This is a genomic window from Falsiroseomonas frigidaquae (assembly GCF_012163145.1).
GTDB lineage: Bacteria > Pseudomonadota > Alphaproteobacteria > Acetobacterales > Acetobacteraceae > Falsiroseomonas > Falsiroseomonas frigidaquae.
On sequence record NZ_JAAVTX010000001.1, the window covers coordinates 237,866 to 259,160 of the forward strand.

Consider the following 21,295-nt stretch of genomic DNA (forward strand, 5'->3'; position numbering starts at 1 on the left):
AGGAGGATAGGTGCCGCGGATGCGAATGATTTGCAATACCAAATGGCGTGGCGCACGCCGAGCGGCACCGCCCGGCTGCGCTTCAGGCCCGCTTCGGCGGGTCCCGGCTCAGCCCCTTTGCGGCCAGCGCCGCCTCATAGGCCGCCCAGCGCTCGGCCTGCTGCTCACCCAGCGCGCGGAAGAAATCCCAGCTGTAGATGCCGCTGTCGTGCAGGTCGTCGAAGATCAGCCGCACGGCGTAATGCCCCACCGGCTCGATCTTCATGATGCCGACATGCCGCCGGCCGGCCACCGTCACGCGCTGGCCCGGCCCATGCCCCTGCACCTCGGCGGAGGGGCTTTCGACGCGCAGGTATTCCGCCGGCAGGGCGAAGCGCACGCCGTCATCCCAGGCCAGGTGCAGGACCTGTTCCGCCCGGTTCAGGCGGATCTCGGTCAGCTTCGGCATCAGGCCGTTCGCCATCAGACCGTTCGCCATCAGACCGTTCGCCATCAGACCGGCAGCTTGCGGGCCTCGTCCGGCAGCATGATGGGGATGCCGTCACGGACCGGATAGGCAAGCCCCGCCTTCTCGCTCACCAGTTCCCCGGCCTCGCGGTCATAACGCAGCGGCCCCTTGGTCACGGGGCAGACCAGGATTTCCAGCAGTCGCGGGTCCACCGCGCCTGCGCTCGGCTCGGAGGCCGTCATCGCATCAACTCCAGAAACAGGGGCCGTTGATTTAACTCGGCCGGCCCTCGGGCGCCATGCCGTGGCTGCCCATCTGCATCAGCGCCACCAGCATCTCCGCCCGCGTCTCGGTGGAGCGGGATTCCAGCAGCGCCTGCTTCTCCGCCACCTCGAAGGGGCACAGCATGCAGAGCGTGGTGACCAGCATGGCATCGCCGGTGCCCTCCACCGCCTCCCAATTCGCCTCGATGCCGCGCGCCTTGAAATAGACGCGCAGCGCCGCCAGCAGCGCGCCGCGGTCGATCTGCGGCGCCGGGCCGTCCAGCATCAGGTCCGGCGCGTAGTCGCCATATTCCACCCGGGCGCGCCGGTAGCCGCGGCGCAGCCCCACCTCCTCGATGATGCGGTAGCGGATGATGCCGGTCAGCGTGATCAGGAAGCGCCCATCATCCGTCTCGGCGAAGGAGGTCAGGCGGCCGAGGCAGCCGACCTGGTAGATCTGGCTGCCGATCTCGGTGCGCGGCAGGCCGGGGTCCGGCTGCACCATGCCGAGGAACCGTCCCCCCGCCAGCGCATCCTCCGTCATCGCCAGGTAGCGCGGCTCGAAGATGTTCAGCGGCAGTCGCCCGCCGGGCAGCATCAGCGCCCCGGCGAGCGGGAAGATGGGGATCTCCGACGGCAAGGCGTCGAAGGCGGGATGGAAGGCGGACATATGCTCCGTTTCAGCCACCGCGCGGTCCGGCCGCGCGGTGGTCCCTGTTTCCCCCGCGCGGCGCGTGTCTCCGGCCGGGTCGCCTTAGCGAAACAGAAGGGTGGAGAGCTTCCGGCGTCCCGCAAGGGTGGCGGGGTCGTCGAATCCCCAGGCCTCGAAGAACTTCAGCAATTGCTTGCGGGCGGCTTCGTCGTTCCAGGCGCGGTCGCGCTTGATGGCGACCATCAGCGCGTCCACCGCCTCGCCCCGCTTGTCCATGGCGTTCAGCGCCACGGCCAGGTCGATGCGGGCGGCGTGGTCATCCGGGTCGGCTTCCAGCCGGCGCTCGAACTCGCCCAGCTTCTCCCGCGCCTCGCGCCCTTCCCGGGCGAGCTGGAGCTGGGAGCGGACGGAGGCGATCTCGGCATGGCCGGCGATCTTCTCCGGCACCTGGTCCAGCACCTCCTGCGCCTGTTCTTCCTCGCCCAGGGCCATCAGGCAGCGGGCGAGGCCGGCCATCGCCTCGGGGTTTTCCGGCTCGGCCTCGGCCAGCTGGCCGAACAGCTCGGCCGCCGCGGCATGTTCGCCGGCCTCCACCAGCGCCTTCGCCTCCGCCAGCAGGTCGGCGCCGGGAAGCTGGCCGCCGGAGACCTTCAGCAGGTTCTCGATGAACTTCTTCACCTCGCCTTCCGGCAGCGCGCCCTGGAACAGGTCGGCGATCTGGCCCTGGGCGAAGCCCACCACGGTGGGCACGGATTGCAGCGGCAGGCCCATCTGCGCGAGCTGGGCGACCAGCTGCTTGTTCTTGTCGATGTCGATCTTGACCAGCTTCACCCGGCCGCCGGCGGCCCGCACCACCTTCTCCAGCGTCGGGGTCAGCGTCTTGCAGGGGCCGCACCAGGTGGCCCAGAAATCGACCAGCACGGGCGTCTCGCGGCTGGCCTCGATGACGTCGGCCATGAAGGTGCGCTGGTCGCCATCCTTCACCGGGTCCGGCGTACCATTCGGCATGGCGCCACCAGGCGCCGGTTGGCGGGTCGGGTCGAAGATCAGGTCCATGGCAGGCAATTCCTCTCGCTTGGGCGCATAGATGCGTGATGCACGGCGCGAAGCAAGCGCTTGACGGCCGATCACGCCGGATTGGGCATCTCGACCAGCTCCGGCGCATGGCCGAGGTCACGCAGGAAGCGCAGCAGGTCGTCCGGGCGGATGGCGGTGGTCATGGTGTTGGTCAGCGGGTGGACATGGATCCACGCGAAGCCCTGCATCAGCCCGCGGTCGAACACCGCCCGCACCGCCCCCGGCGCCGCGTTGACCAGGCCGAAGGGGGTGACGGAGCCGGGCTCCACGCCGAGTTGCGCCCTCAGCGCATCCGCATCCGCGAAGCCGCTGCGCGGCAGGCCGAGCGCGCGGACCAGCGCGTTGACCTTCACCGGCCGGTCCTCCTCGATCACCGCCAGCAGGAAGGGGCCGGCGGCCTTTTCCGGCTTGAGGAACAGGTTCCGCACATGCCCGCCCGGCAGGCTTGGGCGCAGCGCCTTGCTCTCGGCCACGGTAAAGACCGGCGGGTGGGTGACGGTGGGCGCCTCGATCCCCAGCGCGGCGAGGCGGGCGAGCAGGCCCTCGGGCGATTCCATCAATGCAGCCGGCTGGCCGGCTGGTGCGGGCTGTCCAGGCTGAAGGCGGGCACCGTCACGTCGAAGGCCTCCCGCGTTTCCGTCACCACCATGTGGTAGGTGCCGGCCATGAAGCCGGAGGGGGTGTGGAGCGGGGTGCCGGAGGTGTATTCGAAGCGCTCCCCCGGCGCGAGCACCGGCTGTTCGCCGACCACCCCCTCCCCATGCACCTGCTGGCTGCGGCCCAGCGCATCCGTGATGTGCCAGCTCCGCTTCAGAAGCTGCACCGTCTCCGTGCCCTCGTTCTGGATCGCGATGCGGTAGGCCCAGACGAAGTGGCCGCGCTCCGGCTCCGACTGGTCCTCCAGATAGAAGCTGCGGACCGTCACACGGATGCCGCGGGTGGTTTCACTGAACTCATTGGCCCTGGCCATCGCGGATCTCCCCGGCCGCTCATTCTCGGCCGGATGCGGCCTGCGTCAACCGCGCGACGCCTCGGCGCGCATGCGCCGCGCCAGCGCCTCCCCGATCATCACGCAGGTGAAGTGGAGATTGGCGCGGCAGTCGCTCGGCATGATGGAGGCATCCGCCACGCGCAGCCCCGCCACCCCGCGCACCCGGAGGTCCGGGTCCACCACGCCGCGCGGTTCCTCATGCGCCGTCATGCGGCAGGTGCCGGCGGCGTGCTGGATGTCGCCGGCCTCGGCCAGCATGATGGCGTCCAGCTCCGCATCCGGCAGGGCGGCGGCGGCCGGCATGGAAAGTCCGGTTTCGCCGAAGGTGATCTCCCGCGCCAGGCCGGAAAGCGGGGCCAGCGCCGTCAGCAGGGCCAGGCGGCGCACGCCGTCGCGCATCCGGGCGCGGTCGCGCGGATCGTCCAGCATGTTCTCCTCCACCACCGGCTGCGCCTCCGGATCCGCAGAGGTCAGCGCCAGCGTGCCGCGGGAGAAGGCATCGTACAGCGCGATGCCGATCGCGCCGGCCTCCGCCGGGCCGCCATCCCCGGTCAGGCCGCGATGGTTGTAGGCGATCATGATCATGTCCCGCTCGCCGCCCATGCCGCTGCTGTAGGTCAGGCAGCAATTGGTGTGGCGGGCATCGGCACCCTGGGCGCGGTACTCGGGCCTGAGCGCCAGGCTGGCGCGCAGGATGGGGTGGTCCATCAGGTTCCGGCCGACCCAGGGCAGGTCCTGCACCATATCGATCCCGAGCCGCGCGAGATCCGCCGCCGGGCCGATGCCGGACCTCATCAGGATGGCCGGGCTGTGGATGGCCCCCGCGCACAGCACCACCTCCCGCGCCAGGATCTCCTGCCATTCCCCGCCATCAAAGCGCACGCGGACGCCGCAGGCGCGGCCATCCCGCACCAACACCCGGTCCACCATCGCGCCGCCGCGGATGGTCAGGTTGGGGCGGCCGCGGGCCGGCTCCAGGTAGCCATCATTGGTGGTGACGCGCTGGCCGCCGCGCAGGTTGATCGGGTTGCAGGAAATGCCCTCCCCCTCCGGCGCGTTGAGGTCGGGCTTCCAGCGGTAACCGGCGGTCAGCGCCGCATCGCGCAGGCCAAGGTCCACCGCGCCCCAGTTCTCCGGTGGCATGCGGAACACCGGCAGCGGGCCACCCTGGCGGATGCCCGGCGCAACACCTGTGTCCGCATCATCCTCGATCGCATCGAAGATCGGCAGCACATCGGCCGCCGACCAGCCCTCGCATCCCGCTTCCGCCCAGGCGTCGAAGGCGGCCGGCACGCCGCGGATGGCGATCTGCGCGTTGACGGTGGAGGACCCACCCATCGCCTTGCCGCGCCAGTAGAAGCGCGGTTCCTGCGCGCGGGTGCGGCGCGTCATCAGCCCCGGCCACTGCCATTCCGCCTGATGCGCCGGGTCGTGCATGAAGGGGATGATGTTGGCGCTGCGGAGCGCCGCCGGTGCCTCCGCCGCGCGCCAGTCCCGCCCCGCCTCCAGCAGCAGAACCTTGCGGTGCCCGTCTTCGGAAAGCCGCGCGGCGAGCGGGGCGCCGGCAGACCCGGCACCGACCACGATGACGTCATGCATGCGGCTATCGCTTCCCCACATTCCAGAACAGCGGGATCGCCGAGGGGATCAGGTTCTCCAACTGCACGCGGGAGGCTGCGGGCTGCGCGAACTGGCCCCAGGGCACGGCGATGCCCTGTTCGTAGATGATCGCCTGCATCTGCGCCGCGATCGCCTGCCGGGCTTCCAGCGTCGGCGCCGCGGCGAAGGCGGCGAACAGCGGCGTCAGGCGCTCCTCGCAATGGAAGCCGCCGGTGGTCGCATTGGTACAGTTGAAGCCGATCACGGAATTGGTCAGCGGGTTGTGCAGATCGACGCCCAGCGCATGCACGCCGAAGACGCTCCATCCCTCACGCCGCGTGCGTCGGGCAAGGACGGAAGCCCAGTCCATCACCTGCATGTCCACGGTGAAGCCGGCGCGGCGCAGCCGGTCCGCCAGGATTTCCGAGGAAATCTTCGCGGCTTCCAGGTCGTTGGCGACGAGGACGACGACGGGCTCCCCGGCATAGCGCGTCTGCGCCAGGGCAGCGCGCGCGGCCTCGATGGAGGGGCTGCGCATCGGCTCCGTGCCGATGTCGGATTCGTAGGGCGATCCGCAGATGAAGAAGGCGTTGCAGGTGCGGGCGTAGCGGTCCGACAGGCCGAAGCCCGCCATCACCTCGCTTTGGTCCACCAGATGCAGCAGCACGCGGCGCACCGCCGGGTCGGCGAAGGGGCCGGAGGCGGCGTTGGTGCGATAATGGCCGGTGAACTGGTCGAGCCCCGTAAAACTCTGCACCCGGATGCCCCCATCGCGCTCCAGCAGGGCCAGCATGTCGAAGGGTGCGTATTGGATGAAATCGACCTCGCCGGCGCGCATGGCGGCGGTGGCGGTCTGGCCATCCGGGATCACGCGGATATCCAGCGCCGCGATCCGCACCTGCTTGCCGCCGGCCAGATGGTCCGCGGGTTCCGCGCGCGGCACGTAGCGCGCATTGCGGCGCAGCAGCATGCGGTCGCCGGTGCGGTGGTCCGCCTGGGCATAGGTGAAGGGGCCGGAGCCGATGATCTCCGTGATCCGCTCCGTCCCCGGCGTGCGGGCCAGCCGCTCCGGCAGGATGAAGGGAACCGGGGAGGAGGTGGTGCCAAGCGCATCCAGCACCAGGCCGAAGGGCTGGCTCAGCACCAGGGTGAAGCGCTTCGCGTCATTCGCCTGCAGCGAGGCGGTGGCCGCCATCAACCGGCCGCCAAGCGCGGAACGGCTGCCCCAGCGCCGCAGCGAGGCCACCACATCCGCCGCCGTGACCGGCGCGCCATCGTGAAAGGCCAGGCCATCGCGCAGCGTGAAGGACCAGGTGAGGCCGTCCTCGGACCGGGTCCAGTCCTGCACCATCTGCGGCTGGATGCGGCCCTGGCTGTCCGCGGCGAACAGCGTGTCGAAGACCATGTAGCCGAAGGTGCGGGTGATATAGGCGGGGGTGAAATGCGGATCGAGCGTGACGATCTCGGCTTCCAGCACCGCCGTCAGAGTCTGGCTCTGGGCCTGGGGCGCCGCCACCGGCAGCAGGGGCACTGCCAGGATCGGCAGAAGGCGGAGCCAGCGGCGGAGCTTGGGTGGCATCGCGGCACCTCGGATCGGGTTGCCGGCGAGTGTAGGAACGGGTTCCGCAGCGTGTAAACCGGATCTGTTGCAGCGCAGCAGAAAACTCAGCCGCGCCGCAGCGCCACCGCCAGCCCGGCCCCCATCAGCACGCCGCCGCCCACCCGGTTCAGCACCCGGCGCACGGAAGGCCGCCGCACGGCGCCGGACAACCGCCCGGCGAGCGCCGCATAGATCGCCGCATTGGCCGCGCCCAGCGTCACGAAGGTGGCGACCAGCACCACGGCCTGCGCCAGGAACGGCCGCGCCGGGTCGATGAATTGCGGCACGAAGGCCACGAAGAACACGATGCCCTTCGGGTTCAGCGCCGTGACCAGCCAAGCCTGGCGCAGCGCCTGCCCGCCGGCCAGTGGCGGCACCGCGCCTGCCTGCACCGGCGCGCGCCACATCTTCACCCCCAGCCACACCAGATACGCCGCGCCGACCCATTTCAGCGCGGTGAACAGCGCGGCGGAAGTGGCGAGGATGGCGCCGAGGCCAGCCAGCGACAGGGTCATCGCCGTCAGGTCGCCCAGCGCCACGCCGGCCACCAGCGGCAGCGCGTTGCGCGCGCCGCCGCCGAGGCTCTGGCCGATCACCAGCAGGATGGTCGGCCCCGGGATCAGCAGCATGACCGTGGCCGCTGCGCAGAAGGCCAGCCAGATGTCGAGGTCCATCGCAGCCTGCTTCCTCCGGTTACTTCTTTCGGCTCGGCGCTTCCGGCAGGTCGCCCACCATCTCGAACAGCGTCGCATCGGCCTGCGGCTTCGGCTTGGCGGGCTTCTTCGCGGGGCGCGGCGGCGGCGGCGGCGGCTCCGCTTCCGCCGCGGCGGGTGCGGCGGCGGGTGTCTCGATCACCACCTTGGCGCGCTTGGTGGGCTTCGGCGCCGGGGCGATGGCATCCAGCGCCTCCGACAGGTCGGCGATCAGGTCGGCCACATCCTCCAGCCCCACCGACAGGCGGATGGTGCCGTCGGTGATGCCGAGCTTGGTGCGTTCCTCCGCGCCGACGCGCATATGCGTGGTGGTTGCGGGATGCGTCACCAGGGACTTCGCATCGCCCAGGTTGTTCGAGACGTCGATCAGCTTCAGCGCGTCCAGGAAGCGGAAGGCCTCCGGCTTGCCGCCCTTCACGTCGAAGGTCACCAGGCTGCCGCCGGCGGCCATCTGCGCCTTGGCGAGGGCCTGCTGCGGATGGTCGATGCGGAAGGGGTACAGCACGCGCGCGATCTCCACCCGCTCCGCCAGGAAATCGGCGATGGCGGCGGCGGCGCGGCACATGGCGGGCAGCCGCAGGTGCAGCGTCTCCAGCCCCTTCAGGATGACCCAGGCGTTGAACGGGCTGATCGAGGGGCCGGTGTTGCGGATGAAGGGCTGCAGCACCTCATCGACCCACTTCTTCTTCCCCATCACGGCGCCGCCGAGCACGCGGCCCTGGCCGTCCATGTGCTTGGTCAGCGAATAGACGACGACATCGGCGCCGAAATCCATCGGCTTCTGCAGCAGCGGCGTGGCGAAGACATTGTCCACCACCACCAGCGCGCCGGCCGCATGCGCCAGGTCGCAGACCGCGGCGAGGTCCACCAGGTCCAGCATCGGGTTGGAGGGCGTCTCCAGCAGGACCAGGGTGGCCGGCGTCTCGAACGCCGCCTTCCATTCCTCGAGGTTGCCGCCATCGACGAAGGTGGTGGAGATGCCGTAGCGCGGCAGCAGGGTGGAGACGATCCAGTGGCAGGACCCGAACAGCGCACGGGACGCCACCACCCGGTCCCCGGCCTTCAGGTGCGACAGCAGGGCCGCATGCACCGCGGCCATGCCGGTGGCGGTCAGGCGGCAGGCCTCCGCGCCTTCCAGCGCCGCCAGCCGGTCTTCCAGCATGGTGACGGTGGGGTTGCCGAAGCGGGAATACTGGTAGTGCTGGGTGGTGCCGAGGAAGGTATCCTCCGCCTGGCCGGCGCTTTCATAGACGAAGCCGGAGGTGAGGTAGAGCGCCTCCGACGTCTCGTCGTGGTTGGAGCGCATCTGCCCACCGCGCACCAGCAGCGTGGCGGGGCGGAGCGGACGGTCGGGCAGGGTTCTGGCCATAAGGGACACCTAAAAGCTGCAGCACGGCGGCTGCGACCACAGGACGTCCGGCCCCCTTCCGGGGCAACAGGACCGCATATGACGGACCCCGCGACCCTTTAGCGCGCTTGTTTTCGGAGGAACCAGATCCTCCGCCCGGTACACCGGGACCTCGCCGCAATCAGGCCGGACAAATCGCGAGGGGCGCATGAGCGCCTGGGCATGGCTTACGAGCGGGGCGGGCGGCGGTCAAGCAGCGTGTGACAGCTGTGGGGCAGCTTGCAGGGTTGGGGCGGAGGCGGATATAGAGGCAGGGCTGCGGGCGTAGTTCAGAGATAGAAGAACGCATCCGCAGTTTTCTGCGGCCCCGCCTGGCAAAAATCCGCTAAGCGTTCCGGTGGTTGCCAGGGATTTGACCGGCGCATGTTCTTGCCCCGTTCATGGCAGACATCTTGCACCGATGTCTCGCCGCCGATCCGTGGCAAACGGAAGCCTTACCCTTCGGTCGCTCGCGGCGCGGATGGGTTACGGCGCCCCAGGCCTGGCGGCCGGGGTTGCGCTGCACTCGGCCGATGGGGGCGAGCCTCCATCCCGCTCCTGCCTCATCTGCTAACGCACGGTACTTGCGGCAGAGCGATGAGTGACCTGCGCGCCGCAGTTACTTTTTCTTGGTCACCGGACGGCTTGTTGCCTGTGTGAGTGCGGAGGCAGCGACCGACTTCACGGCAGGCGAACTCTTCGGTGAAGACAGCAACTCCGACGCAGTGGACGCCACGCGGGGTGAGGTAACTTCAGTTCTCTTGGCCATGGGCCTGTCTCCTATTTAGTATTGTTGGCGGCGAGATGAGGGTGCCCGCCGGCCCTGTAGGACCGGCGGGAGCCCCTACCCGGTGGGCTCGAGCCCGACCCAAATGACCATCGGCCAACCCTGGTAGCCGTAGTCCCGCGCTTTCAGCACAAGACCGCTACTGGTGGTCCGAGTGGCCCTGAAGATCAGGCCGAAACCCGGGAGGAGCTGCTGCCGAGCTTTCGCCACGTCAGCACCTCCTTGACTGCGAGAACAGAAGACGGTTGCCGGCTGCGACTCGGGCGACTACTGTCGCCCGCGTTCCTGGTCGGCGGACGACAACCGCCCCCCGCGAGGGTTCTCGTGATCCTCGCGGGGTACCTTCACCCACGCCATTGCGACGTGGCTCAGGGTCGGGGCAGACGGTGTTCGCGGTTAGGCAAATCCGACCATTCCCCCACTCTCATGTGCCCATGGGCTAAGCGGCACCAGCGATCTTTCAGGACACCACGAGCTGCAGTGGCAGACTCAAGCGGCCATGTTCTTTAAGATCGTCTTCATTGGAATCATCAGCGTGGATGGCGTTAGTGGCGACGGCTTGAAGCCGTACTTCATGTAGAACGCTTCAGCTTTCGGATTGATGGCATGCACCAAGAGTGCCGCGCTGCCTATCTCTTCTGAGGCCGCAAGGCTTCTTCGCATTGCCTCACGAAGCATGGCAGCACCGATGCCACCACCATGGTAAGCCCTGTGAACCGCCAGACGTGCCAAGATCGTAATGGGTGCTGGATCGGGCATCTGGCGTCTCACGTCTCGGATGCAATCGGAGTGGGCAACCGAGCCAGCGGCCAGCGTAAAGAAGGCCACCACGTCGGTCTCGCCCTCATGGGTCAGCACGAAGGTCCTGCTTGCGCGACTGACCTGGTTCGCCAACGCCCATCGCCGAAGCCAGTCATCCAGCACCGCTTCGCCGCAATCGAAGTTGCACAGCTTGTGGTCGCCTTGAAGCGGGTGGGGCGACCGCAGGCGCGCGGACGCCACCGTTAGGGGAACTATTTTTCCCAAGGGGCCCTCTTTTGCAGAAGACGCTTCAGCGCCGGGTTGTCCTCCGGCGGAGCGTCCAGCGCCGCCGTAAAAGCCTTCCATCGCTCTTCAACGACAAAGAACTGCCGCTGATCAAGTAGTGTGTCTACAGCTGCCTTTCGGGCACTCTCCAGCATGAACGCTGTACGCGTTTTGCCCTGCATTTTGGCGGCCCGATCAATCAGTTCAGAGTCTTCCTTGCGCGCGCGGAGGTTGATTTTCACCTCCTGGGAGCCTTCATTGTCGTCGTCCCGCTCCCTGCGCAATGCGGTCATAGGTGTCTCCTGTGGGTCTGTCATGGCGCGTCGCCTTTGGCGTTGTGCGCACGGCGTGCATACACGTGGCGTGCGGACAACGTCAATACATATTGATGGTTCCGCCTCCTGCGCTGCAGAAATTGCAGCACCCCTTGCGGACCTCGCCGCGGCTGGGGCGTGTCATTGGCTCGGCAGCAAGACGTCCCTGGTGGCGCATCCCGATCACGCCAAGCCTCCACGGCGCGCCGCGATACGGTGCAACTCTCCCTGCCGTAGGGCCGCCCGCAAGGGCGGGATCGCGATACGAGGTTCCTGGGAGGCCTCACCGGCGCGCTACCACCAGCCCCGAAACGCAGAAAGCCCCGCCCGACACACGACCAGGCGGGGTTTCCATGGTGGACAGTACTTGCGAGGACGCCCGATAGCTACAGCCCCAGCCCCAGCGCCCGTGCCGTCGCCGACCCCACCACGCCATCCGGCGCCAGCCCCATCTGCGCCTGGAACTTCTGCACCGCGATCTCTCTCACCCGGCCGAACAGGCCATCGTGCACCAGCTTGTCGGCGCGGAAGGTCAGGACAGATCCGCGAGCGTTGGCGGTCCGAGACAGCCGACAGATCAGCGCGCCGAGGCCGCATCGACCAGCCCCATACAGACAGAGGTAAACTATCTGGGATAGAGGCCTCGCCCCCCCGCGCAAACAGGTCAGGTATGCGAAATTTGCTCTCGTATGTTCTCGTGCTCGTCATCCTGCTGGCCTGTGCCTCAGCATGGATGATGCGAGATCGGAATATGGCAAGCTGGTCCACGATCCCGTATGATCCATTTCCATAACGGCGAAACCGTGCGCCGCATGCGAGCCGGTGTCGCCAACCGCTTAGTGGGGCGCGAGAGCACGCCATCGCTCGGCCGAAGCAGCACGGCGGAATTGGACGTCAAACGCACCGGAGGTAGACGAGACCAGAATTTGTGCTGGATGCAGCCGGCCTCACCACCTCTTCAGGCATGCCATGCGGCTCCCGCTCTGGCACGCCCTTCTGGCACTAGTCCTGATCGCGTCCGGCTCTGCTTCAGTGGTGCCCGCCAAAGAAATCGAGAGGCTGTTCACTATCCCCTACGACCCTCGTCCCTGACCGCTTCGTCCGGAGGCCCGCCCGGCAGATCGACGGCGTGAGCGAGCAGCGGCGGGAGGGCCAACCCATTCTTCGTGCGGCGCTGCTCGTGAAACTCAGCGCGCTGCAGGAGCAAGTTTAGGTCCTCGCGAGTGATGTCGAAGGTTTCACCAACATCTGCCAGCGCCTTGTCGATGGCGTCCGGGTGAAACGCGGGGCGGCGATTGGGAACCGGCATCGGCAAAGCCGCAGTAGCCGTACGATGTGGATAGGAGTGGCCCGAGAATCGGTGGAACAGCCACCCCATCCCAAGCAAAACCGCTGAGTTGATGGCGATTGGAAACAGTGCGAACTCATAACCCAACGCCAAGATCTTGGGCCCGCCGATGACGGCGGTTAGTGCCGCCGCACCACCGGGAGGGTGCAGGCACCGGAGCAGTGACATAGCGACAATTGCCGAACCAACTGCGACGCTCGCCGCGAATGCTTGATCTGGAATGACGTGGGCCACCGCGACGCCGATGATCGACGATATCACGTTGCCGCCGAAGATGGGCCAGGGCTGCGCCAGCGGGCTGGCAGGGACGGCAAAAAGCAGCACAGCTGACGCACCGATGGGTGCAACGATAAGCGGAAGGTCCCGGTCCCAGGTTACCAGATACCCGCAGAAAAGGGCCGTCACTGCGATGCCGAGGCTCGCTCCGACACAACCGAAAATGCGGTCTCGCAAACTACCCCCTGCGAGCATCGGGACGAAGAGACGCAGGCGCGGCATCAGCTTGGAATTCATGATTGTCTCGTCAGGCATGCACCATGACAGGTAGCATTACGACCCGCCCCAGAAGAAGACGCCCCATCGCTGAAGACGTTTCCGCGATTGCGTGGGGCCCACTTCGCCTTCTGTCATCCATCGACGTCCTTCCCGTGACAGAACCCATGGCGCGTTGCATTGCACCCGCTCCCGCGCCAGCGTGCACGATGTCGCTCAGGTCGAGGAGGTAGCGGGCCATGCGGTGGACCCTAATTGTGCTCAGCGTTGCCTTGGCAGAACCGGCCGCGGCACAGCAGGGCGCGGACGGCAACACAATCACCTCCAATGCATGGCCCGCCTATCTGGCTGCCACAGCGCCCGCCTGCGGAGTGCGAACCGCGGAGTGGGGTAGCGAGCTAATGGCCGGCCTGCTCGGTTTGGCACGCGACCGCCCTAGGGCTTGGGGTATTCCGATCAGAATGGCGATGGGCGTTCGCTATCCTGACGCCGCCGCGATTTCCCGAGCGTCAGGCGCCATTCACGCCGCACATCGGATAGGCGTGCTGCTGCACCAGAGGATGCCTCAGCCTGTATGCGCGGAAGCGCGGCAAGTGGTCGGCAGCTACGACTACATCGCTGCGTTCGGCAGAGGCCGTGAAGCGCCGCTCGCGCCGCCGGATGGCGTGGTTCACGCCCTGCCGGATCGTTTCATTAGTACGCTCGCCGCCAAGGTCTGCCGCAGCAGGTCTCCGCAGTGGGCGGAGCGGGCAGCAATCTCCCCCATGACCACCGTCATCAAGGAATATGACAGCGCGCCCGTGTTCAACAAGGGCTCGGAACGCACAGCGTTCCTGTCGCGAATCAACGGCGCCACCGACATGGCAGACACAACTGCAGCCACAGCACGGCAGGTTTACGGCACCACTATCTGCACCAGCCTGCGAAGCTGGCCGGAGATGCACGCTGCCGACGCCAGCGCCCGGGCGCAGGCACACGAGGATGAACGGGCGGACAGGTGGAGCGATGTCGCTCCGCTGCGATAGGTGGGTCATACGCCCTCCCCCGCCCGTCACAGCCACGCTGCAGGCCGCGCGTCCTGCAAACGGGGTTGATCAACAGCACCGGTAGGACCATGCCGCTGATGGCGGCTGTTGATGCGCTGAAGGCAAGTGAAGCTGCTGGGTACAACGCCGCAGCGGTGTCAGCGACAGTGCCGATGGCTATTTGCGTCGATCAATGCTGACTCGGACCGCAGGAGTCCAATGCACTCTCGCCTCGACCTGGTCATTCAGCTCCTGGCGATGGCTCGTCAGCCGCACTCGAAAGTCCAGTTCGGCTGCCGCGGCCATGGCGCGATTAAGCTCGCGTGCGGCCGCATCTACCCTCGCTCGAAGAGCGTTCAAATCGGAATCGCTAAGCGGCTTCCTGATCGTTTCCACGTTTTGACCGTCGCATCTTTAGCCCTGGCAGGCAACCTCTACGCCAGAGGCCAGTTTCTGCTACAGCCCGAGCGCGCGGGCTGTCGCCGGTCCCACCACGCCATCCGGCGCCAGCCCCCGCGCATCCTGGAACTGCTGCACCGCGATCTCCGTCACGCGGCCGAACACGCCGTCCGCCTGCAGGCTGGCGCCCACCTGGTTGAGCGCCTGCTGCACCCGCAGCACGACGCCTCCTCGATGACCGATGCGAAGCATCGAGGAGATTGGCCGCGCCAGCGGTGCCAGCCCGGCCGCGTCGGCATAGGCGGCCGCCAGCTTCTGGTCATAGGCGTTCGCCACATAGCCGGGGCCGTTGTAGCGCCGGGCGAATCCGGTCCAATCCCGGGCGCGCAGCAGGCGGTCCAGACCCTCGGCTCGCAGGAAGGACACGAGGGCATCCAGCTGACGCCCCTCGCTCTCCTGCATTGCCGCGGCGTAGCCCTCCACCGTTGCATGACCGGCGGCCCTGTGGTTGCTGCCGAGGATCTGCGCCAGGCCCCAGGAGGCGCTGGAAAGGGCGGCCGGGCGATTCAGCGCAGCGGCCGCCTTCAGACGGGGCCACTCCCCCGCCCCGCCGGCATATAGACGCCGGTCCCAGGGCTGGGCAGAGATCTTCGGGTGGCTGGCGTCCCAGTGCCGGCCGGTGGCGCGGCTGAACAGATGCGCCTCGAACAGGATGCGCGGGCGGCCATCAGTCAAAAACCCGCCGGCGCCGCCGGTCTCCACCGTCAGCACCGCCTGGACGGCGGCCACGCTGTCGCCCAGCGCCGCGGCCGCGCGCGCCAGGTCATCCGGCCCGAGTGACTTGCCGCGCGGCGCGGCAGGCGCAGGCGCGTTCAGCGCCTCCGCCAGGTAGCCGAGCGTGCCGCCGGGATGATCCTCGACGGCCCTCGGGGGAGCCGCCGCCGGCGGTGCCGGGGCGGGAGCGCTGGCGATCGGCGCGGCGGTGCGGACGGCTGGCGCGGCAGCCTTCCGCCGCGAAGCCCACCAGGTGAAGAGGCGAAGGACCGGGTTCATCGCACGGGCTCCGCCGCCGGGCGCAGCCGCTCGGCCACCCGATCCGCCACGGCGGCCGCGAAGCCGTCATCCTGCTGCATCTCGCCCAGCTCGGCGAAGACAGGCGGCGGCCCCGACAGCAGCAGCATCCGCCCCGCCTCGCCCTGGATCCTGCTGGTGGCGTCGTCCACCGTCGCCCCCAGGCTGCGGGCAGTAGCGGAGTAGGAGGCAAAGAAGCGCTGCGCCTCGGCCGAGGCCTCCACCCGCAGCAGGGCATCGATCGGCGTGGCGGGGCTGCGCTGCCGGGCCGCCTTCACCGCAATGGCGACGCGGCCGGCGGCGGCGATCGCGCCCTGCGCCCACTGCGCCAGGCGGGCATCCGCCACGTATCGCTGCACCCACACGCCGGCGAGCGGCAGCAGGACAGCCGTCAGCAACGTCAGGATGACGTTGGTCCAGTCCATGATGATCTCCATGATGATGATCTGCCGCCCAGCCCGGGCGGCGCGGGTTCAGGCCGCCGGCGACGCCGGCAGCAACCGGCTCAGGCCGGGTTGTGCGACAGCGCGCTGCGCTGGCGGTTCTCCAGCGCCCGGCGCAGCATCTGCTGTTCGTCGCGAAGGCCCTGCAGGACGGCGCGCATCTCGCCGATCTGCGAGGCAATCAGCGAGGAGACGCCGCGGGCGGTGCCGATCTCGGTTTCCACGGCCGAGAGGCGGCGATCGTCGCTTCGCTGCTGCTCCGCCATGGTGAGGGTCGCGCCGGCATACCCGTCCACCTTGTTGGCCAGGGCCGATATCTGCTGTTGCAGCGCCGAGATCGCCGCCTGGTCCTGCTGGCGCGCCTGGCGCATCTCGCCCCACTGCACCAGCCAGGCCGTGCCGCCCAGGAGCAGGGTCAGCAGCATGGGCAGGAACAGCTTGGCCCAGTCGGGCAGCCCGCGGGTGGCTTCCACCGCCGTCATCACGCCACCTGCCCGGCTGCGCGGAACAGGTCATCTACCTGCTCGGCGGTGGCCACGCCTGCACTGATGAAGAGGTCCCACACCGAGCTGCTGCGCTCGGCCGAGTACATCGCTGCCCATGTCAGACGCAGGTTGGATTGCTCGGCCTCGGACAGGTCGGGGAGTATGTCGGCCAGGCTGGCCGGCACCTCCCCGGTCCGGGCCGCGGCCAGGGCCTCCGCCTCCGTGATCCAGCCGGCGCCCACGAGAGCGAACAGCAGCTGCCGCAGCGTGACCTCGGCCGGCACCGGGGCCGGCACCGGCGGCGGCGTGAAGACGCCCTCGGCGTAGGTGGCACCGACCCGGGCGTCCGGGCCCAGCGGAACCGCGGCCAGAGAGGGGTCCGGCTCCCACCCGGGATCGACGGCCAGCACGTTGACCACGGTGCCGCCGGCATCGATGAGGGCGAGCGAGACGGGCGGGCCGGGCGGCTCGCCCTGCCGCAGCTCGATCAGCGCCAGCAGTTTCGGCGAGGCGACCTCCACCGCCTGCCGCGCCGCCTGCCAAGCGTCCGCTTCGTGGCCAGGCAGATCGGGCGGGGGCTGGGCCGCCAGGGCGGCTTGCGCCTCCAGCGCCTCGGCCGCGGCGGCCAAGCCATGGATGCGCGCATTGGTCGCCTCGGCCGCCGCCACCTCAGCCGGCGTGGCCTCCGCCAGCACCAGAGGCGGCAGGATGCAGCGGGGATGGCCGCCGATCAGCGACCAGCGCCGCAGGTAGCGACCATCGGCGTAGACCGCCGGGAGCATGTCGGAGGCGACCATCAAGCGGCTTCCTCATAGAGCGAGCCCTCGCTCGCGCGGGTGATGCGGATATCCGCCGCCCAGACGATGCGGGTGGCGGCCACGCCCGTAACCTGCGGCGTGACGGTCTGCGCGGCGGTGTCGATGGCCAGCGTTGCATCCGCGCCCGAGGTGGTCTCGGTATCCGTGCCGATGGTCTGCACGCTGCCCTGCAAGGTCACGTTGCCGCCTGCCTGGCGGTAGTAGACCCCGCGGCGGACATAGCTCAGGCGCTCGCTGTCGCTGGCGCCATTGACCCGTCCCACGATGGTCGCCTCCACCAGCACCGTCTCACGCTCCCCGATGTGGATGCGCGGCACGAGGGACAGCGGCGAGGCATCCGGTGTGACGCCGGCGGCACGCATGCGCCGTAAGGTGCCGGCGCGCACGGGCGTGGCTGGCATCCGGTCAAGGCCGATGATCGCATCGCGCCGCATGCCGGCATTGGCGGAGCTGCCGAAGGCCACGACGCCTCCCTCCATGCCCACCGCGCGCATCGTGTCGTTGGCGATCGCCAGCGGGATGCTGGCGCCGTCCAGGTACTCCGCACGCCGCAGACCAGCGAAGATCGACACGCCATCGGCTGTTGCCGCGGCGAGCCACCCGGAGGCCTCGGAATAGGTTGCGTCGGCGACGGCGCTACTGGTCCCGCCGAGGAAGGCCTTGGCGCCCACATCGAACAGGGGGCGCTCGTCCGCGTACATCCTGGCGATCTGCGCCGGCGTCGGGGCATAGGCAGAGATGCGCAGGAGGGCCAAAGCGCCTTCCCAGGCCGAGGTCAGGCCGAAGTTGTTCCCGATCGTCAGGACCGCGCTGGTGTCGGTGAGGTTGCGCGTGGAAGCAGCAGAAGCCTCCAGCGTTCCATTGACCCACAACTCCAGCACCCCCGCACGACGGATCCCGATGATGTGGTTGTAGCCTGTGGCGGGCGGCGTTGTGGTCCCCGACAGGATGGTCGAACCGCCCCCGTCACCTGTGAAGAGTCTCCACTGCCCCGAGACCGTGGAAATGCCAAGCAAGCCAGTCGCGGATGAACGGCTCAACAGACTCCGGGAGTTCGCGTTCGGGTTGGTCGTCCAGAGCGCAATGGAAAAATCACCCGTGCCGAAATCGAGGTCGGGGTTGTAGGGCTGCCGGAGATAGTTGCTGTTCGACCACCCGGACCAGGCAGCGAGGTCCGCCCCGGCCGAAACTGCGGCCCGCGTGAGCGCCCCCTCGATGACCAGGCCGCCACCCCGATAGCTGCGGTCCGCGGCACTCTTCTTCGCCGACACGCTTTTGACGGTGAAGGTCTGGCCAGCGGTCGTGGAATCCGTCCGCAGAACAACCGTCATGTTGGTGGATGTCGCGATGAAATCGACGCGCATCAGGACACCGCTTGTCGTGAACGACGCCAGCGCGCTTCCAGGGCTGGTATTGTTCAGGCCGGCGGCGACGAACAGGTTACGGGAATTCCCACCCGCCTCGGTCGTGACGTCGATCGTGTAGGCGGCGCCGACCTCGCAGGTGATGGTCTGGAAGAAGCGATTGTCCGCGGCGCCACCTGGAGCGGTGATCACAGCCCCGTCCGCGCTCCACACGCCAGGGCCATTCCACCCCGACACGTCCGAGGTGAAGCTGCCGTTGGTGATGAGGTTGCCGCTCGCCACAACCACGCCAACCGCGCCCTCGCACAGCGCCGCCATCAGCGCGGCGCCAGGCTGCCAGCCGGTGGCGTAGTCCTTGGTCGTGTAGGCCACCATGCCGTTCAGATTGTTGGCGTCATCCGGCGCGAGAAAGGTGAGGCCTTCGGCAGTCGAGAACGCCGCTCGGTTGCCGCAGAGCCGGTAGCGGGTGCCGGTGCTGCTGGCGAGCAAGGCGGGGGCCGAGCTCGGCGTGACGCCATGAGTGCGCCAGCTTCCCCGCGCCACGGTGGCGGCATAGGGCATCGGTCCCACGTCGATATTGCGGGCCGCCGCCTCGCAGAGCATCAGCTGGGCATCGCTGACGATCTCCGCTTGGCTGTAGCCGGTCGCGTGGGTGACGTTCGCCACCGCGCCGGTGGGGTGGATCACGCTCACGCCGGCCGGGGTCGCCACCGCCACGGTCGGGATCGGCAGGCCGCCTACCGGGTCCAGCGGACCGCCCGGCAACACCCGAGCATGGACGTGGTTGCAGGAGGCGGAGACGATGGCGCCCGACGTGGCTGCGCCGCCGTAGACGCTCGCATTCGCGATACCAGCATTCCAGTGCCTGCGATCTGTGGCATCGCGCCTGCTCGCGCGATCGGCGGGAAAGTCCAGGGTGTAGAGGCCAGCGCTGGTCGCAACCCAGACGCGACCGTTCATGGCGAAGCAGGCGGCGGGCGTTCCATCGAGGATGCCGCCGGAGCTGCGCGGGAAGATGCGCCACAGGCGCGGTGCGCCCGTCGCCGGATCGAGGTCCAGCGCGTCATAGAGCGCCAGCGGGTTCGTGGTACCGCTTCGCAGGACGATGATCCCCTTCTTCGGGAAGGCCCGCTTCGCGCCGCGCGTCGGCGTGTTCAGCGTCTCGCTGAACCAGCTCGCGCCGTGGCATCGATCGGTCCAGGCCCCGCCATCGCTGTCCAGCCGCGTGTCGTAGACGAAGACGTCCACCACATCGCTCGCCGTCGCCAGGTTCTTCACGACCTCCGGATAGGCGAGGCTCGCCGTGCTGCCCACCGTGATGCTGGCAGCCACCGCCTCCGCCAACGCCTTGGCCTGCAGGGCGACCGATGCGCTGATGGCGGCCTCGCCAGCCTTGGCCACGGCGGAGGTGCTGTTGATCTCGGCGATCACGTCGCCGAGCATCAGCAGTAGCCATTCGCGGTGCCCACCCTGGCGCATGTCCCGGACCGCCGAGCCATCATCGCTGTATGCGTTTCCATTGACGACAACCCGCGTCATCCGATCACCTCCTTGACCTCAAAGCCCAAGCTGTCGTGCTGCGGCAGCTCGTATTCCAGCGGCGACAATTCGCGCAGGCGGCCCAGGAAGGACCGGCGGATGCGCTGTGTCGTGTCGTCGGGATCGATCACCAGGAACACGTCCCGATGCGTGCCGGCCTGCCGCATGATCTCGAAGGCGCGCGAATGCGCGTCGTCGCGCCGCAGCGCCTGCAGGCGGAAGCGGAAGATCCGGGAGATGGGCCGCACGTCGAAATACTCGGCGCCGCCTTCGGCCTGCTCGATCTGCGTCCGATCCTCCAGCGCGAGCTGCGCGCCGAAGGCCATGCCGCGATCCGGCTGCCACTGGCCGGCCAGGAACAGCCGGCCCGCCTGGACATAGCCGGCGGCATTGGTCGGATCGAACACCTCCAGCCGCCAGTAGCGCGCCACCGTGGTGACCGGCAGGACATGCAGCAGGGTCCAGGTGTAGCCGGCGATTTCCTCCGCCGCGTACCGCCCCGTCCACCAGTTGTCGTCCTCCCAGTCGAGGGAGTCGGAGGAGTAGACGACGGGCCACACATTGGTGCCCGCCGCGCCGGAGTCGAAGACGACATCGGTGAAGCCGGCATTGCGCGAACCGCGCAGGCGATAAGTGGCCACGTCGGTGATGTTGATGCCGATGAGCGCGAAGATGCGGATGCCCCGCGGCGCACCAAGATCCACGTCGAACTTCGTGTCGTTAACGCTGGCGCTGCTGGACCGCGCGACATGCGACAGCCGGCGATCCTGCAGGTTGGCCAGCGGCAGCTCCGCCCGCCAGCCACCGCCGGTGATCGTTGCGGCATCCGCCCGGTTCGGGAATGCCAGGATAGGATTCGCCATGCCTCAGCCCCACACCACCACGTCGAGACCCGAAATGCGCGCATCGATGGCCGGACCGATGACAACGAAGAGGCGGCCGGCATCGCAGCGCCAGCGCGGCTGCACCACGCGCACCACGGCGCCGACATCCACCGCCGCAAGCAGGTCGGCATCCAGCCGGGATCGGATGCGCAGCCGGTCGCGGCGGACGCTGCGCAGGGCCAGCTGCCGGTCGCGCTCCGCCGCCGCATCGGCCGCATGCACCAGCAGCGTGTCGATCACCAGATCCTCCGCCAGCGGGTGCTTGGCGGCCACGGCGGCATCCTCGGCCGGCGCCGTGGCGCGATAAGGCTCCGCCAGCCAGGCGCGGCGCGCATCGGAGACGCCGCCATTGATGCCGGTGGTCTGCGGTGTCCAGTTGCGGGCATAGCGCACCACGACTCTGCGCACGGGCAAGCCAGCGCCCGGATCCTGCGGCGCCAGCAGCTCGGAGGAGATAATGTCCGCATCATTCGCCGCCTCGGCCACCACGCCGCCGCCGAAACGCCGGAAGGTCACCGCCGGGTCGCCGGCCGGCGCCACCAGGCGCCCCATGCGGAACCGCCCGAGCCG

Annotated in this window: 21 protein-coding genes and 1 pseudogene; 1 reads left to right on the forward strand and 21 read right to left on the reverse strand. The window is 68.6% G+C overall.

Features of this window, described 5'->3' with window-relative positions; all coding sequences use genetic code 11:
* Positions 1-82: 82 nt before the first annotated feature.
* The 14 genes and pseudogenes from HB662_RS01095 to HB662_RS01160 all read right to left on the reverse strand — a co-directional run bounded on the left by HB662_RS01095 (position 83) and on the right by HB662_RS01160 (position 12,718).
* Positions 83-478 carry a gamma-butyrobetaine hydroxylase-like domain-containing protein gene (locus HB662_RS01095; protein WP_245185366.1) on the reverse strand — a complete coding sequence of 132 codons (396 nt, stop codon included), beginning with the start codon at positions 476-478 and terminating at the stop codon, positions 83-85.
* Positions 479-492: 14 nt separating this feature from the next.
* Complete coding sequence (locus tag HB662_RS01100; RefSeq protein ID WP_168046290.1) at positions 493-690, reverse strand: Trm112 family protein; 198 nt, start codon at positions 688-690, stop codon at positions 493-495.
* 31 nt (positions 691-721) lie between these two features.
* On the reverse strand, positions 722-1,381 hold the full coding sequence (locus tag HB662_RS01105; protein ID WP_168046291.1) for an LON peptidase substrate-binding domain-containing protein: 660 nt from the start codon (positions 1,379-1,381) through the stop codon (positions 722-724).
* Between the two features lie 84 nt (positions 1,382-1,465).
* On the reverse strand, positions 1,466-2,419 hold the full coding sequence (locus HB662_RS01110) for a thioredoxin family protein (protein ID WP_168046292.1): 954 nt from the start codon (positions 2,417-2,419) through the stop codon (positions 1,466-1,468).
* Positions 2,420-2,490: 71 nt separating this feature from the next.
* Positions 2,491-2,997, reverse strand: a complete 507-nt coding sequence (locus HB662_RS01115; RefSeq protein WP_168046293.1) for a prolyl-tRNA synthetase associated domain-containing protein — start codon at positions 2,995-2,997, stop codon at positions 2,491-2,493.
* Positions 2,997-3,410, reverse strand: coding sequence for a Co2+/Mg2+ efflux protein ApaG (gene apaG, locus HB662_RS01120; protein ID WP_168046294.1), 414 nt, complete (start codon positions 3,408-3,410; stop codon positions 2,997-2,999). Before apaG ends, HB662_RS01115 begins: the two co-directional genes overlap by 1 nt.
* A gap of 45 nt (positions 3,411-3,455) precedes the next feature.
* On the reverse strand, positions 3,456-5,030 hold the full coding sequence (locus HB662_RS01125) for a GMC family oxidoreductase (RefSeq protein ID WP_168046295.1): 1,575 nt from the start codon (positions 5,028-5,030) through the stop codon (positions 3,456-3,458).
* Between the two features lie 4 nt (positions 5,031-5,034).
* On the reverse strand, positions 5,035-6,609 hold the full coding sequence (locus tag HB662_RS01130; protein WP_168046296.1) for an ABC transporter substrate-binding protein: 1,575 nt from the start codon (positions 6,607-6,609) through the stop codon (positions 5,035-5,037).
* A gap of 86 nt (positions 6,610-6,695) precedes the next feature.
* The gene (locus tag HB662_RS01135; protein WP_168046297.1) at positions 6,696-7,304 is read right to left on the reverse strand and encodes a LysE family translocator; all 609 of its coding nucleotides are present in this window, start codon (positions 7,302-7,304) and stop codon (positions 6,696-6,698) included.
* A gap of 217 nt (positions 7,305-7,521) precedes the next feature.
* Positions 7,522-8,712: pseudogene (gene metZ / locus HB662_RS01140) on the reverse strand (O-succinylhomoserine sulfhydrylase); the annotation flags it as partial.
* Between the two features lie 1,294 nt (positions 8,713-10,006).
* On the reverse strand, positions 10,007-10,624 hold the full coding sequence (locus HB662_RS29555; protein WP_168046300.1) for a GNAT family N-acetyltransferase: 618 nt from the start codon (positions 10,622-10,624) through the stop codon (positions 10,007-10,009).
* The gene (locus tag HB662_RS01150; RefSeq protein ID WP_168046302.1) at positions 10,531-10,836 is read right to left on the reverse strand and encodes a type II toxin-antitoxin system TacA family antitoxin; all 306 of its coding nucleotides are present in this window, start codon (positions 10,834-10,836) and stop codon (positions 10,531-10,533) included. Before HB662_RS01150 ends, HB662_RS29555 begins: the two co-directional genes overlap by 94 nt.
* A 407-nt stretch (positions 10,837-11,243) precedes the next feature.
* Positions 11,244-11,369, reverse strand: coding sequence for a peptidoglycan-binding domain-containing protein (locus HB662_RS29890; protein ID WP_245185367.1), 126 nt, complete (start codon positions 11,367-11,369; stop codon positions 11,244-11,246).
* A 554-nt stretch (positions 11,370-11,923) separates the two neighbouring features.
* Positions 11,924-12,718, reverse strand: coding sequence for an HPP family protein (locus tag HB662_RS01160; protein WP_209443058.1), 795 nt, complete (start codon positions 12,716-12,718; stop codon positions 11,924-11,926).
* Positions 12,719-13,098: 380 nt separating this feature from the next.
* On the opposite strand from HB662_RS01160, the gene HB662_RS01165 reads away from it, so the two are divergent.
* Entirely contained in the window at positions 13,099-13,722 is a 624-nt protein-coding gene (locus tag HB662_RS01165) for a hypothetical protein (RefSeq protein WP_168046306.1), read from the forward strand.
* Between the two features lie 456 nt (positions 13,723-14,178).
* Here HB662_RS01165 and HB662_RS01170 read toward each other — a convergent pair whose 3' ends face one another.
* The 7 genes from HB662_RS01170 to HB662_RS01200 form a co-directional block, all read right to left on the reverse strand.
* Positions 14,179-15,174, reverse strand: coding sequence for an N-acetylmuramidase domain-containing protein (locus HB662_RS01170; protein ID WP_168046308.1), 996 nt, complete (start codon positions 15,172-15,174; stop codon positions 14,179-14,181).
* Positions 15,171-15,629, reverse strand: a complete 459-nt coding sequence (locus tag HB662_RS01175) for a hypothetical protein (RefSeq protein ID WP_168046311.1) — start codon at positions 15,627-15,629, stop codon at positions 15,171-15,173. Before HB662_RS01175 ends, HB662_RS01170 begins: the two co-directional genes overlap by 4 nt.
* Before the next feature lie 68 nt (positions 15,630-15,697).
* A complete protein-coding gene (locus HB662_RS01180) occupies positions 15,698-16,117 on the reverse strand; it encodes a hypothetical protein (protein WP_168046312.1) in 420 nt (139 codons plus the stop codon).
* Positions 16,117-16,917: a hypothetical protein gene (locus tag HB662_RS01185; RefSeq protein WP_168046313.1), complete on the reverse strand. Its 801-nt coding sequence runs from the start codon at positions 16,915-16,917 to the stop codon at positions 16,117-16,119. Before HB662_RS01185 ends, HB662_RS01180 begins: the two co-directional genes overlap by 1 nt.
* Positions 16,917-19,841, reverse strand: coding sequence for a LamG domain-containing protein (locus tag HB662_RS01190; protein WP_168046314.1), 2,925 nt, complete (start codon positions 19,839-19,841; stop codon positions 16,917-16,919). Before HB662_RS01190 ends, HB662_RS01185 begins: the two co-directional genes overlap by 1 nt.
* On the reverse strand, positions 19,838-20,704 hold the full coding sequence (locus tag HB662_RS01195; protein WP_168046315.1) for a hypothetical protein: 867 nt from the start codon (positions 20,702-20,704) through the stop codon (positions 19,838-19,840). The genes HB662_RS01190 and HB662_RS01195 overlap by 4 nt, the downstream gene beginning before the upstream one ends.
* A gap of 3 nt (positions 20,705-20,707) precedes the next feature.
* Positions 20,708-21,277, reverse strand: coding sequence for a hypothetical protein (locus HB662_RS01200; protein ID WP_168046316.1), 570 nt, complete (start codon positions 21,275-21,277; stop codon positions 20,708-20,710).
* Between the last annotated feature and the right edge of the window lie 18 nt (positions 21,278-21,295).